At 64.6% G+C, this 12,107-nt stretch carries 11 protein-coding genes and 1 pseudogene; 10 read left to right on the forward strand and 2 right to left on the reverse strand.

Annotation, left to right across the window (positions count from 1 at the left end; all coding sequences use genetic code 11):
* The 10 genes from VFG49_RS07120 to ssb form a co-directional block, all read left to right on the forward strand.
* Positions 1 to 264 (forward strand): acyl-CoA dehydrogenase domain-containing protein (locus VFG49_RS07120; protein WP_324858886.1); only part of this gene is annotated, 264 nt, incomplete at its 5' end.
* A gap of 1,314 nt (positions 265 to 1,578) precedes the next feature.
* A complete protein-coding gene (gene kdpF / locus VFG49_RS07125) occupies positions 1,579 to 1,671 on the forward strand; it encodes a K(+)-transporting ATPase subunit F (RefSeq protein ID WP_111984191.1) in 93 nt (30 codons plus the stop codon).
* Entirely contained in the window at positions 1,668 to 3,470 is a 1,803-nt protein-coding gene (gene kdpA, locus VFG49_RS07130) for a potassium-transporting ATPase subunit KdpA (RefSeq protein WP_324858890.1), read from the forward strand. Before kdpF ends, kdpA begins: the two co-directional genes overlap by 4 nt.
* A 19-nt stretch (positions 3,471 to 3,489) precedes the next feature.
* Positions 3,490 to 5,571: a potassium-transporting ATPase subunit KdpB gene (kdpB, locus tag VFG49_RS07135; protein ID WP_324858892.1), complete on the forward strand. Its 2,082-nt coding sequence runs from the start codon at positions 3,490 to 3,492 to the stop codon at positions 5,569 to 5,571.
* Between the two features lie 82 nt (positions 5,572 to 5,653).
* Positions 5,654 to 5,863 (forward strand): hypothetical protein, encoded by a 210-nt coding sequence (locus VFG49_RS07140; protein WP_324858894.1) that lies wholly within the window; start codon positions 5,654 to 5,656, stop codon positions 5,861 to 5,863.
* 63 nt (positions 5,864 to 5,926) lie between these two features.
* Complete coding sequence (locus tag VFG49_RS07145; RefSeq protein WP_324858896.1) at positions 5,927 to 6,739, forward strand: TorF family putative porin; 813 nt, start codon at positions 5,927 to 5,929, stop codon at positions 6,737 to 6,739.
* Positions 6,740 to 6,753: 14 nt separating this feature from the next.
* Positions 6,754 to 7,323: a potassium-transporting ATPase subunit KdpC gene (kdpC, locus tag VFG49_RS07150; protein WP_324858898.1), complete on the forward strand. Its 570-nt coding sequence runs from the start codon at positions 6,754 to 6,756 to the stop codon at positions 7,321 to 7,323.
* 40 nt (positions 7,324 to 7,363) lie between these two features.
* Positions 7,364 to 10,030, forward strand: coding sequence for a sensor histidine kinase KdpD (locus VFG49_RS07155; protein WP_324858901.1), 2,667 nt, complete (start codon positions 7,364 to 7,366; stop codon positions 10,028 to 10,030).
* Positions 10,027 to 10,722: a response regulator transcription factor gene (locus tag VFG49_RS07160; protein ID WP_324858903.1), complete on the forward strand. Its 696-nt coding sequence runs from the start codon at positions 10,027 to 10,029 to the stop codon at positions 10,720 to 10,722. The genes VFG49_RS07155 and VFG49_RS07160 overlap by 4 nt, the downstream gene beginning before the upstream one ends.
* Before the next feature lie 364 nt (positions 10,723 to 11,086).
* Positions 11,087 to 11,635, forward strand: coding sequence for a single-stranded DNA-binding protein (gene ssb / locus VFG49_RS07165; RefSeq protein ID WP_324858905.1), 549 nt, complete (start codon positions 11,087 to 11,089; stop codon positions 11,633 to 11,635).
* Positions 11,636 to 11,716: 81 nt separating this feature from the next.
* Here the strand turns inward: ssb and VFG49_RS07170 are convergent.
* Positions 11,717 to 11,845, reverse strand: a pseudogene (locus VFG49_RS07170) (IS3 family transposase); the annotation flags it as partial.
* 37 nt (positions 11,846 to 11,882) lie between these two features.
* A partial coding sequence (locus VFG49_RS07175) for a transposase (protein WP_324858907.1) occupies positions 11,883 to 12,107 on the reverse strand: 225 nt, incomplete at its 5' end.

Consider the following 12,107-nt stretch of genomic DNA (forward strand, 5'->3'; position numbering starts at 1 on the left):
CTGCCGGACGTGATTGCCGCCGAACCGGTCGAGCGCAAGTTTGGCAAGGCACAGAAGGCGGGGCAGTTCACGTCGCACGACTACTACGGCCAGCTCGCCGAAGCGCTGCAGGCCGGCGTCATCAATGCGTCCGAACACGACTTGCTCAAGCGCGTGCGCGAAGGCGTGGCCGAGTTCATCGCAGTGGACGATTTCGATCCGGCCGAACTGCGTTCCGCGGTGAGCCGCGCTGACCGCAACAAGAAGCTGGCGGACGCAGCCTGAGGTCGGGGCGGTAGCGACCTTTCACTCGTCATCCCTGCCTTGGCGGGGGTGACGGCCCCCAAATTTCACGGACGGGCAGGGCACGTGTCCCGCCGCGCAGGATATTGGTCATGCCCCAGGCGTTATCGCTGTACCGCAAGCTGAGCTCGCTGCCGGGCGGGCGCTGGCGGTCCGACAGCCCTGGTCTTCCCATGCGTGCCATTGATGCCACATCTCCCCATTCTCATTGTCATGGATGATGTTGCATCGACCAGTTGAACGTGCCGCCCATTTTTTCTTCTTGGCATTGAAGTTTGCTCCGTATCGCTCAGCAAGCTTTTCTTGTGATGCAGGCGTGATTCCGACGCTACAAACAACATCGACACTGAACTGATCCATCTGTGTTTTTATGGGCGGCTTATCCGTCCAGTAAGAAGCATTCAATGGCATCCCGCTAGTTAAATGCCCATCAGGCCACGCTTCACGTGGCCTGATGGGATGGCTTACAGGAAACGGCCGCCGTCAGGAGTGTGTGCATACGGCAAAGTCGGCAACCGTAAGTCGAGGGTTTGGTGACGCTATCAGCCGATGCCACCAATTGCGGATTCGAGCTTGATCAAGAGACTGGGTATCTTGCGAGGAACCGGGACGCCCGCGCCATGCAATGTCTTAGCAATCATCTCAGCAGGCCGTCAATCACCGCCGCGCGTTTCGCGCAGGCAGACCGCTTCGAAGGTTCATGCCGGGGACGTCGGTGATCGCGATTGTGAATTGAGTCCCGGTACCGTGCATTTGTTCAGGGGTGATCAAAATTCAACCAATGGCTGTTGCCCTGACCTTGGCGCGCGCGCTCGTCTCCTCTCCTCGCCTGCGCACTTCTCCCCCGCTTTTGATGCAGGTGATGCCCCTGGCCAAACGGCGCCACACGTAGAGCCATTAGCCGCCCGTGGGTGCCGTGGCGTGATGCGGTTTGTGCGCTCCTGCCGGTGAAGCTCGCTGACGGCGTGAGAAGCGCGTGGGCTCACGCCGTGGGGAAAGTTGTACGGGCGGATTACTCATAGCTTTCGCCAGGCGAAAAATTTTACGCGTTCTATACGCCCCCACCCCGTTTCGCTACCCCTTTCTTATGTCCCGGTCCCGACAATTTGCACCGTTGCTTACACGGTGATTCGGTGCCCATGGACGTCATCTACCTTCTCTTCTCGTTTGTGCTGTTCGCTGCGGCGCTCGGCTTCCTGCTGATCTGCGACCGCCTCGGGCGTCGCCCCTGATCGACCGCCGCCGCCCGGATGGCGGTGCCTTAAAGCTCGCGTTTCTTCTGCGGGGGATCCACCCATGAACGCTATCTATTTCGTGGCTGCCGCCATCGCGGTGGCCCTGACGGGCTACCTGTGCGTAGCCCTTCTCAAGCCGGAGTGGTTCGAATGACCACCTATGATTATTTCCAGGTCGGCCTGTACCTGGCCGTCCTGCTGCTGCTCGTAAAGCCGGTGGGCGCCTATATGGCGCTGGTGTTCTCCGAAACGCCCAACCGGGTCACGCGCTTTGGTGGTGGGGTGGAACGCATCCTTTACCGCCTTGCCGGCGTGCGTGCCGACGAGGAAATGGGGTGGCGCCGGTACGCCATTGCCATGCTGGTCTTCAACATGGCCGGCTTGCTCGTGGTGTATGGCCTTCAGCGCATGCAGCAGTGGCTCCCGCTCAACCCGCAGCAGATGCCGGCGGTGAGCGCGGATTCCTCCTTCAATACCGCCATCAGCTTCATCACCAATACCAACTGGCAGGGTTACGGCGGCGAGTCGACCATGAGCTACCTGACCCAGATGCTGGGTCTGGCCGTGCAGAACTTCCTGTCCGCGGCTACGGGCATCGCCGTGCTGCTGGCGGTGATCCGCGGCTTCACGCGCCGCAGCGCCACCAGCATCGGCAACTTCTGGGTCGACATGACGCGCAGCACGCTCTATGTGCTGATGCCGCTGTCGCTGGTGCTCGCGCTGGCGCTGGTTTCGCAGGGCGTGGTGCAGAACTTCAAGCCGTACCAGGACGTGCCGTTGATGCAGGCCACGACGGCGGTGGAAGCCATCAAGGATGCCGACGGCAATCCGGTGAAGGACGCTGCGGGCAATCCCAAGACCAAGGAAACGAAGGTCGAGACGCAGTCCTTGCCGATGGGTCCGGCTGCCTCGCAGATCGCGATCAAGCAGCTTGGCACCAACGGTGGCGGCTTCTTCAACGTCAATTCGGCCCATCCCTATGAGAACCCGACGCCACTGAGCAATTTCCTGGAAGTGCTGGCGATTCTGCTGATTCCCGCGGCGCTCTGCTACACCTTCGGGCGCATGGTGGGCGACCGCCGCCAGGGCTGGGCCTTGCTGGCCGTGATGACCCTGATCTTCGTCCCGTTGATCGTGGGTTGCGTGGCTGCGGAACAGGCAGGTAATCCGGCCCTGCACGGCCTGGCTGTGGACCAGCAAGCCTCCGCCTTGCAGGCGGGCGGCAACATGGAAGGCAAAGAGACCCGCTTTGGCATCGCCGCATCGGGCATCTGGGCGGCCGCCACCACGGCAGCGTCGAACGGGTCGGTCAATGCGATGCACGACTCCTTCACCCCGTTGGGTGGCCTGGTGCCCATGTGGCTCATGCAACTGGGCGAGGTGATTTACGGCGGCGTGGGTTCGGGCCTGTACGGCATGCTCGCCTTCGCCGTGGTCGCGGTGTTCATTGCCGGCCTCATGGTGGGGCGCACGCCGGAATACCTCGGCAAGAAGATCGAAGCGCACGAGATGAAGATGGCCAGCCTCGCCGTGCTGGTGCCGTGCGCGCTGGTGGTGATCGGCACGGCGATCGCGGTGATGGTTCCCGCTGGCGTGGCAGGCGTAGCCAACCCCGGTGCGCACAGTTTCAGCGAAATCCTGTACGCCCTCTCGTCGGCGTCCAACAACAACGGCAGTGCGTTCGCTGGACTTTCGGCGAATACACCGTTCTGGAACTCGCTGCTGGGCGTGTGCATGTACTTCTCCCGCTACCTGCTGGTGATCGCCATGCTGGCGATGGCCGGCTCGCTCGCCGCCAAGCGCCACGTGCCGGCCTCGGCGGGCACGCTTCCCACCCACACACCGCTGTTTGTCACCCTCCTGGCCTGCGTGGTGATCGTCGTGGGTGCACTGACTTTCCTGCCGGCGCTTGCGCTGGGGCCGATCGCCGAATTTCTGATGTCGGCCCATTGATGTCCACGGAACACAAACCATGACAACGACGCATACCCATGTGCACACAGTGCGCGGCTTCGACCGCGGGCTGATTCTGAAGGCAGTAGCGGACTCGTTCCGCAAGCTGTCACCGCGGCAGCAGTTCCGCAACCCGGTGATGTTCGTGGTGTTCGTGTGCAGCGTGCTGACCACCTTGCTGTGGGTGCAGGCGCTGGCCGGGCACGGCGAGGCGCCGACCGCCTTCATCTTCTGGGTGACGGTGTGGCTGTGGTTCACGCTGCTGTTCGCCAACTTCGCCGAAGCGCTGGCCGAAGGCCGCGGCAAGGCTCAGGCCGCAGCACTGCGGAGCTCGCGCAAGGACGTCATCGCCAAGCGCCTGGCTTCGCCGCATCGCGATGCGGCGATCACCTTCACGCCGTCCTCCGAATTGCGTACGGGCCACCATGTGCTGGTGGAGGCCGGGGAGATGCTTCCCGGCGATGGCGAAGTGGTCCTTGGCGCCGCCAGCGTGGACGAAAGCGCGATTACGGGCGAGTCTGCACCGGTCATCCGCGAATCCGGCGGCGACCGCAGCGCGGTCACCGGTGGCACGCGCGTGCTTTCGGACTGGCTGGTGGTGCGCATTACCAGCAATCCGGGCGAGAGCTTCCTGGATCGCATGATCGCGATGGTGGAAGGCGCTTCGCGTCGCAAGACGCCCAACGAGATCGCGCTTACCATCCTGCTGGCGAAGTTCACGCTGATCTTCCTGCTGGCCTGCGCCACGTTGCTGCCGTACTCCATCTACAGCGTGCAGGCCGCGGGCAGCGGTAATCCGATCACACTCACCGTGCTCGTCGCGCTGCTGGTGTGCCTGATTCCCACCACCATCGGCGCGCTGCTGTCGGCCATCGGCATCGCCGGCATGGATCGCATGATCCGCGCCAACGTCATCGCCACCTCCGGCCGTGCCGTGGAAGCGGCGGGCGACGTCGATGTGCTGCTGCTGGACAAGACCGGCACCATCACGCTCGGTAACCGACAGGCGGTGGCTTTCCTGCCGGCGCCGGGTGTGGAAGAAAGCCGCCTTGCCGATGCCGCGCAGCTCGCCTCGCTGGCCGACGAAACGCCGGAAGGCCGCAGCATCGTGGTGCTGGCCAAGGAGCGCTTCAACCTTCGTGAGCGCCACCTGGAAGAAGGTCACGCGGAGTTCGTGCCGTTCACCGCCCAGACTCGCATGAGCGGCGTGAACATCGGCGAGCGCCTGATCCGCAAGGGCGCGCTCGATGCGGTGGAGCGCTACCTGGAGGCCAACGGCAGCCATCTGCCGCCGCTGGTGAAGCACATGGCGGAGGACATCGCCCGTCGCGGCGCTACGCCGCTCATCGTGACCGAAGGCGCCACGGCGCTGGGCGTGATCGAGTTGAAGGACATCGTGAAGGGTGGCATCCGCGAGCGTTTCGCCGAAATGCGCCGCATGGGCATCAAGACCATCATGATCACCGGCGACAATCCGCTCACTGCGGCCGCGATCGCCGCGGAAGCCGGTGTCGACGACTTCCTGGCCGAAGCAACGCCGGAGGCCAAGCTCAAGCTCATCCGCAAGATCCAGGCCGAAAACCGCCTGGTAGCGATGTGCGGCGACGGCACCAACGATGCGCCGGCGCTCGCCCAGGCCGACGTCGCGGTGGCGATGAACACCGGCACGCAGGCGGCGAAGGAAGCCGGCAACATGGTCGATCTCGACTCCAACCCGACCAAGCTGATCGAGGTGGTGGAGATCGGCAAGCAGATGCTGATCACGCGCGGTGCGCTGACCACGTTCTCCATCGCCAACGACGTGGCCAAGTACTTCGCGATCATCCCGGCCGCATTCGCCACCACGTACCCGGCACTCAACACGCTCAACGTGATGCGCCTGGCCACGCCGCAGAGCGCGATCCTGTCGGCGGTGATCTTCAATGCGCTGATCATCATCTTCCTGATCCCGCTCGCGCTGAAGGGCGTGAAGTACCGCGCGCTCGGCGCCGGCGCCCTGCTGCGGCGCAACCTGCTGGTCTATGGCCTGGGCGGCATCGTGGTGCCGTTCCTCGGCATCAAGGTGATCGACATGCTGTTGGTGCTGTTCGGATTGGCTTGATGCGCGGCCCGTCGTTCCGGCCCGCGCCGGGATGACGGGCAGGAAACCTATCGCATCGCCATCCACCTATCGGAGTTTTGCCATGCAAACCCTCAGGCTTTCCGTCTCATTGCCCGACGCCGCCCATGCCGACATGGAACTGCGACTGTCGGTGCCAGGCTCGGAAAGCGAAGTCGTCATCGCCTTGCCCAGCCGTGGGCGCGAAGCGGGCAACGCCAGGTCGCCGGACGGTACCGAGCCGTCCGACGGCGCCGCCGACGACTACGTACTCGGCGGATACGCCGGCATCTAGCCGGCCGAATGCAAATAGATCATGACCCGCGCAAAGCGCGTGGTTCTCAAAGGAAATGCTTCAATGAAAGTTCTCTTTACCTGCATCGGTGCAGCCCTGGCCGTCATGGCGGGCTCGGTCAACGCGTTTGCTGCCGACGCCCCTGGCACCACCGTAACGGGCAATGTTGCCGTGACCAGCGACTACATGTTTCGCGGCCTGACGCAGACCTGGGGACACCCGGCAATCCAGGGTGGCGCCGACGTGACGGTTCCCAACGGCTTCGCCGCGGGCTTCTGGGCCTCGAGCATCAGCGAGCGCAGCTACCCGGGCGGCGCCATGGAGCTGGATCTCTACGCCAGCTACGGCACGTCGTTCAACGACGACTGGTCGTGGCGCGCGGGACTCTATGGCTACGTCTATCCCGGTGCCAACCTCGACCAGGCGGGGCTCGCGTCCCGGTCGCTCAACACGGGCGAGGTCAACGCAGCGCTCACCTGGAAGCAGTTCACGCTGAAATACAACTACGCGCTCACCGACTACTTCGGCGTGGATACCGAACAGGGCTATCGCGGTGATTCCAAGGGCACGAGCTACGTGCAGTTGGACGCCGCGTTCCCCCTGAGCGACGCATGGAGCCTGGCGCTGCACGCCGGTTACACCGATTACTCGACCAGGCTGGCTACGCCGTTGAGCAGCGGTGCCACCGATCCCAGCTACGCCGATTTCGGCGCGACGCTGAAGTACCAGTTCGCGACCCATTGGTCGGCCAGCGCGGGCATCACGCAGGCTACCAACAGCGATTTCTACCGGCGCACCGCCAGCTTCCTCAATGCCAACGACACGCGCAATGTTGGCGGCACGCGGGGCTTCGTGATGCTGCAAGGCACCTTCTGAACGGAGTACATGTCATGACCAAGCTCATTCGCCAAACAGTCGTCATGCTGGTGCTGATGACCGCCTTGACCGGCATTGCCTACCCGCTGGTGACGACCGGGTTGGCACAGTTGTTGTTTCCGTCGCAGGCGAATGGCAGCCTCGTCGTGAAGGACGGCAAGCCGGTCGGATCCACGCTGATCGGCCAGCCATTCGCCGACCCCAGGTATTTCTGGGGCCGGCCTTCTGCGACCAGCCCGCAGCCCAACAACGGAGCGTCTTCCTCAGGCTCCAACCAGGGGCCGAGCAATCCGGCGCTCACCGATGCGGTGAAGCAGCGCATCGAAGCCCTGCGTGCCGCCGATCCTGGCAATACGACGCCGGTTCCGGTGGACCTGGTGACAGCGTCGGCCAGTGGCCTGGATCCGGAGATCTCGCCGGCGGCGGCGGCCTACCAGGTGCCACGCGTGGCACGGGTGCGCGGCCTGAGCGAATCGCAGGTGCAGGCCATGGTTGCAATGGCCACCAGCGGGCGCCAGCTCGGCATGCTGGGCGAGCCGCGGGTCAACGTGCTCGAGCTCAATATGGCGCTGGACGGCCATTAAGGCATAACGTAGTCACTGACGATCCACGCCACGGGGCCTCATGTCCGAACTCTCCCGCGAAGCGCGGGCCGACGCCTTGCTCGACTCCGTGCAGGAGGAGCGCAACCGTCGCCTGAAAATTTTCCTCGGTGCAGCACCCGGCGTAGGCAAGACCTACGCCATGCTGTCGGCCGCGCGCGAGCTGAAGCGGCAGGGCGTGGATGTGGTGGTAGGCCTGGTGGAAACCCATGGCCGTGCGGAAACACAGGCGCTGATCGAAGGCCTCGAAGTGTTGCCGCGCCGCCAGGTGAACTATCGCGGCCGTGATTTCACCGAGTTCGACCTGGACGCCGCCCTGCAGCGGCGTCCCGCGGTCATCCTGGTGGACGAGCTGGCGCACAGCAACTTGCCTGGTGGACGCCACGAGCGTCGTTGGCAGGACATTGCCGAACTGCTGGACGCTGGCATCGAGGTATACACCGCACTCAACGTGCAGCACCTGGAAAGCCTCAACGACCAGGTGCGTCGCATCACCAACGTGACCGTGCGAGAGACGGTGCCCGACGCGTTCCTCGACCGCGCGCGGGACATCGTGCTGGTTGACCTGCCGCCGCGCGAGCTGATCCAGCGCCTGAAGCAGGGCAAGGTCTACGTGCCGGAAACGGCGGCGGCGGCACTGGATGCCTTCTTCTCGCCGACCAACCTGGTAGCGCTGCGCGAACTGGCGGTGGATACCGTGGCTGGCCACGTCGACAGCGATCTGCGGGAGCAGATGCTGGCGCGCGGTGGTGCCATGCCCGTGCGCCGCCGAGTGATGGCCGCCATCGACGGCCATTCGCAAAGCGAGTATCTGGTGCGTGTCGCGCGTCGCATCGCGGAGCGGCGTGGCGCGCCATGGAGCGTGGTCTTCGTCGATACCGGTGCCCCGCTGGACAAGGTGAAGCGCGAACGGCTGGATTCAGCCATGGGTCTGGCGCGCCGGCTTGGCGGCGAAACGGTCGTGCTGCGCGGTCATGCGATTGCCGACGAACTGATCGCCCACGCGGACCGCGAGGGCATCGGCCAGATCATTCTCGGCCGCACGCGGGAACGGCCGCTCGCGCGCATGCTCGGGCGGTCGTTGACGCAGCTGCTGCTGCGCCGCGGCGCGCACCTCGAGCTGACCATCATCGCCACGCCCGCGGAACGCGCGAAATCGCGGTTGCGGCTGCGCATGCCGGGGGGGCCGGGGCGCCGCGGCGAATATGTCTACGCGACGATCACCACGCTAGTGGCGTTCGGCTTGTCGTTCATTGCGGATCGCTACCTTTCGGTGGCGAACCTCGCGCTCATCTTCCTGATGGCCGTGATGGTCGTGGCTGTGCGAACGCGCATGGCGGTAGCCGTCTATACCGCCATCATGTGCTTTCTGGGATACAACTTCTTCTTTGCGCCGCCGCGCTATACGCTGGCCATCGCCAACTTCGACGACGTGCTGGCCGTGTTCCTGTTCCTGGTTGCGGCGCTCCTGTGCAGTCGACTGGCGACGCGGTTGGCCAGCCAGGTGGAGTCGCTGCGCGCCGCCCATGCCAACGCGCGCGCCTTGCTGGCGTTGGGCCAGCGATTGGCCACCAGTACCGACGCGGCCGGTATCCGCAAGGTCGGTGCCGATGCGTTGGCGCATGTCCTGCGCTGTGACGCCGCGATCCTCGCGCGCGATGCCAGCCAGGTGTTGCGCGTCGTCGCCACTTCGCCCCGGGATTTCCCGCTGACCACGCAGGATCTCGGTGCGGCTGCGTGGAGCGAGCAGCACGCGGAGCAGGCGGGGCGCTATACCGACACGCTCAACGCGGCCCCATGCTGGGTGCTGCCGTTGAGCAGCGATGGCAATCCTCTCGGGGTCGCCGCCATCCGGTTTCCGGCGGGGCAGGGAGAGCCGGCTACCGAAGAACGCAGCCTTGCGTTGGCGATGGTGCAGGACATCGGCCAGGCGCTGCAGCGCGCCCGACTGGCGGAAGAACTCGAAGGCGCGCGCGTGCAGGGCGAAACCGAACGCCTGCGCAACGCGCTGCTGTCGTCGGTGTCCCACGATCTGCGTTCACCGCTGGCCTCCATGATCGGATCGGCCGGCACCTTGGCCAGCTATGGCGATCAACTGCCGCCGGGCGAGCGGCGCGAGTTGCTCGAAGCCATCCTTGGTGAAGGGCAGCGGCTCGATCGCTATATCCAGAACCTGCTGGACATGACCCGCCTGGGCCACGGCACGCTCAAGCTCAATCGGGACTGGACTGACGTGGCCGAAATCGTGGCGGCCGCCACGACCCGCCTGCGCAAGCTGTTTCCCGATCTACGGCTCGATACGGTGCTCCCTCGAGGCACGATGTTGTTGTACGTGCATCCTGCGTTGATCGAGCAGGCGCTGTTCAACATCCTGGAGAACGCTGCGCGCTTTTCGCCGCCGGGCGAGGCGGTGCGTGTGGTGGTACGCCCCTTTGGCGAGCAGGTGCAGATCGATGTGGTCGATCGCGGTCCCGGCATACCCGAGGACGAGCGAGCGCGCATCTTCGACATGTTCTATTCGGTGTCCCGTGGCGACCGCGCACCGCAGGGCACGGGCCTCGGGCTCGCCATCTGCCGCGGCATGATCGGCGCGCATGGCGGCAGCGTGGAAGCCTTGCCCGGCGACGGCGTTGGCACCACCATTCGCATTACCTTGCCGTTGCCGGCGCCGCCCGATAACAACGCATGACCGCTGCCGTCCCCTGTGTACTTGTCATCGACGATGAGGCGCAGATCCGCAAGTTCCTCGATATCGGTCTCCGCGCGGAGGGCTATGAGGTGTTGCTCGCGGCCAACGCCGCCGAAGGGCTGGCATTGGCCGCCACGCGCTCGCCGGACCTGGTGGTGCTCGATATCGGCCTGCCGGACCGCGAAGGCCACGAAGTGCTGGCCGAACTGCGCCAGTGGAGCCAGGTGCCGGTGCTGATGCTGTCCGTGCGCGATTCGGAGACCGAGAAGGTGAAGGCACTGGACGCCGGCGCCAACGACTACGTGACCAAGCCGTTCGGCATCCAGGAGCTGATGGCGCGACTGCGCGTCTTGCTGCGCAGCCGTCCAGGGGAGCCCGAGGCTCCGCAGCGCTACGACGACGGCAGGTTGGCCATCGATCTGGCGCGACGCGAGGTTTCCCTGGACAGCCAGCCGCTCGCGCTCACCCGCAAGGAATACGCCGTGCTGGCCATGTTGTTGCGCCACCCCGGCCGGGTGGTGACCCAGCAACAGCTGTTGCGCGACATCTGGGGCGCCACGCATACGCACGACAGCCACTATCTGCGCATCGTGGTGGGCAAGCTGCGCCAGAAGCTGGGCGACGACCCCGCCGCGCCTCGTTGGCTCAAGACCGAGCCGGGCGTGGGTTACCGCTTCCTCGGCGGGAGCTGAAAAGCGGCCCCCACTGCCCGTTGCAGGAACGCACCCAGTGCGCGAACGTCCTTCACTTGGCCGCTGCCTTCGCTTGTCGCCGGCGGCTGGGTCGGCAAGGGCCATCGCGCACTGGGTGCGCTCCTGTAAAAGCGCTTCGTGTCCTGTGTCGCAGCCCATGAGAACCGGCAGTGGTCTGATTCGGCGGGTTTTTTCGTCCGACCCGCACGGCGGCCTGGGCTCAAGCCGGGCCGGCAGGCGGGTCTGGCGCGAAAAGTCCATCCTGTTTCGACGGCCGGCCCATGGTTATGATGGCCGCCGGTTCAACCATCCCGGTGCTGACTGCCCTAGAACGCAGCACCGGCTCACAGAGGACATTCATCCCATGGCACGTGGCATCAACAAAGTCATCATCGTCGGCAACCTCGGCGCCGATCCGGAAACCCGTTACACCAGCGGCGGCGCGGCGATCACCAGCATCCGCATCGCGACGTCCGAGAACTGGACCGACAAGCAGAGCGGCGAAAAGCAGGAGCGCACCGAGTGGCACCGCGTGAAGCTGTTCGGCCGCCTCGCTGAAATCGCTGGCGAATACCTCAAGAAGGGCCGCCAGGTCTACATTGAAGGTTCGCTGCGCACCGACAAGTACACCGACAAGGACGGCATCGAGCGCTTCAGCACCGACATTATCGCCAACGAGATGCAGATGCTTGGCGGTGGTTCCGAAGGCGGCGCCGGTGGCGGTGGTGGCGGCTTCCAGCGCGCGCAGGGCGGCGGTGGCGGTCAGCGCCAGAGCCAGGGTGGCGGTGGCCAGTCCCGCGGCGGCAACGATTACAGCAACCAGCGCGGTGGCGACAACTACGGCAACCAGCGCCAGTCCGCGCCAGCACCGGCGCAGAACAACAGCTTCGACGACGACGATATCCCGTTCTAGCGAACACCTGTTCTAGAGTGGTGAAAAAGATTAGAAAAGCCCCTGAATTGAACTGACCCCACAAAGTTGGACAGTTGAAAGCTAGGGATCGAAGGCCTGGGTCCGGTATTGCACCGGGCTCAGGCCTTTGAGTTTGAGCTTGATGCGGTGGTGATTGTAGTAGCGGATGTAGCGGTCGATGCCGCGCTTGAGCTGCTCGATACTGTCGAAAGGGCGTGTGCAGAATTTTGTGTAACCGGGGTTTGGGTTACCGCTGAGGAAGTCGTTCCTCGAATGGGATCGTAAAGCGGTTCAATGCAGCCTTCCAGTCGCGGATCGGCAGCGTCCATTGCTTGCTGATGTTGCGCAGGGCCAGGTAGAACAATTTCACCAAGGCTTCGTCGCTCGGGAATGCACCGCGATTCTTGGTCAGCTTGCGCAGGCTCATGTTGACCGACTCGATCGCGTTGGTGGTGTAGATCACCTTGCGGAT

Source organism: Dyella sp. (assembly GCF_035685885.1).
Taxonomy (GTDB): Bacteria; Pseudomonadota; Gammaproteobacteria; order Xanthomonadales; family Rhodanobacteraceae; genus Dyella.

What these genes read in the sequence shown, in the direction of transcription:
- VFG49_RS07160 (WP_324858903.1), top strand. Translation starts at nt 10,027, where the DNA reads ATGACCGCTGCCGTCCCCTGTGTACTTGTCATCGACGATGAGGCGCAG.
- VFG49_RS07145 (WP_324858896.1), top strand. Translation starts at nt 5,927, where the DNA reads ATGAAAGTTCTCTTTACCTGCATCGGTGCAGCCCTGGCCGTCATGGCG.
- kdpC (WP_324858898.1), top strand. Translation starts at nt 6,754, where the DNA reads ATGACCAAGCTCATTCGCCAAACAGTCGTCATGCTGGTGCTGATGACC.
- VFG49_RS07140 (WP_324858894.1), top strand. Translation starts at nt 5,654, where the DNA reads ATGCAAACCCTCAGGCTTTCCGTCTCATTGCCCGACGCCGCCCATGCC.
- VFG49_RS07155 (WP_324858901.1), top strand. Translation starts at nt 7,364, where the DNA reads ATGTCCGAACTCTCCCGCGAAGCGCGGGCCGACGCCTTGCTCGACTCC.
- kdpB (WP_324858892.1), top strand. Translation starts at nt 3,490, where the DNA reads ATGACAACGACGCATACCCATGTGCACACAGTGCGCGGCTTCGACCGC.
- kdpA (WP_324858890.1), top strand. Translation starts at nt 1,668, where the DNA reads ATGACCACCTATGATTATTTCCAGGTCGGCCTGTACCTGGCCGTCCTG.
- kdpF (WP_111984191.1), top strand. Translation starts at nt 1,579, where the DNA reads ATGAACGCTATCTATTTCGTGGCTGCCGCCATCGCGGTGGCCCTGACG.
- ssb (WP_324858905.1), top strand. Translation starts at nt 11,087, where the DNA reads ATGGCACGTGGCATCAACAAAGTCATCATCGTCGGCAACCTCGGCGCC.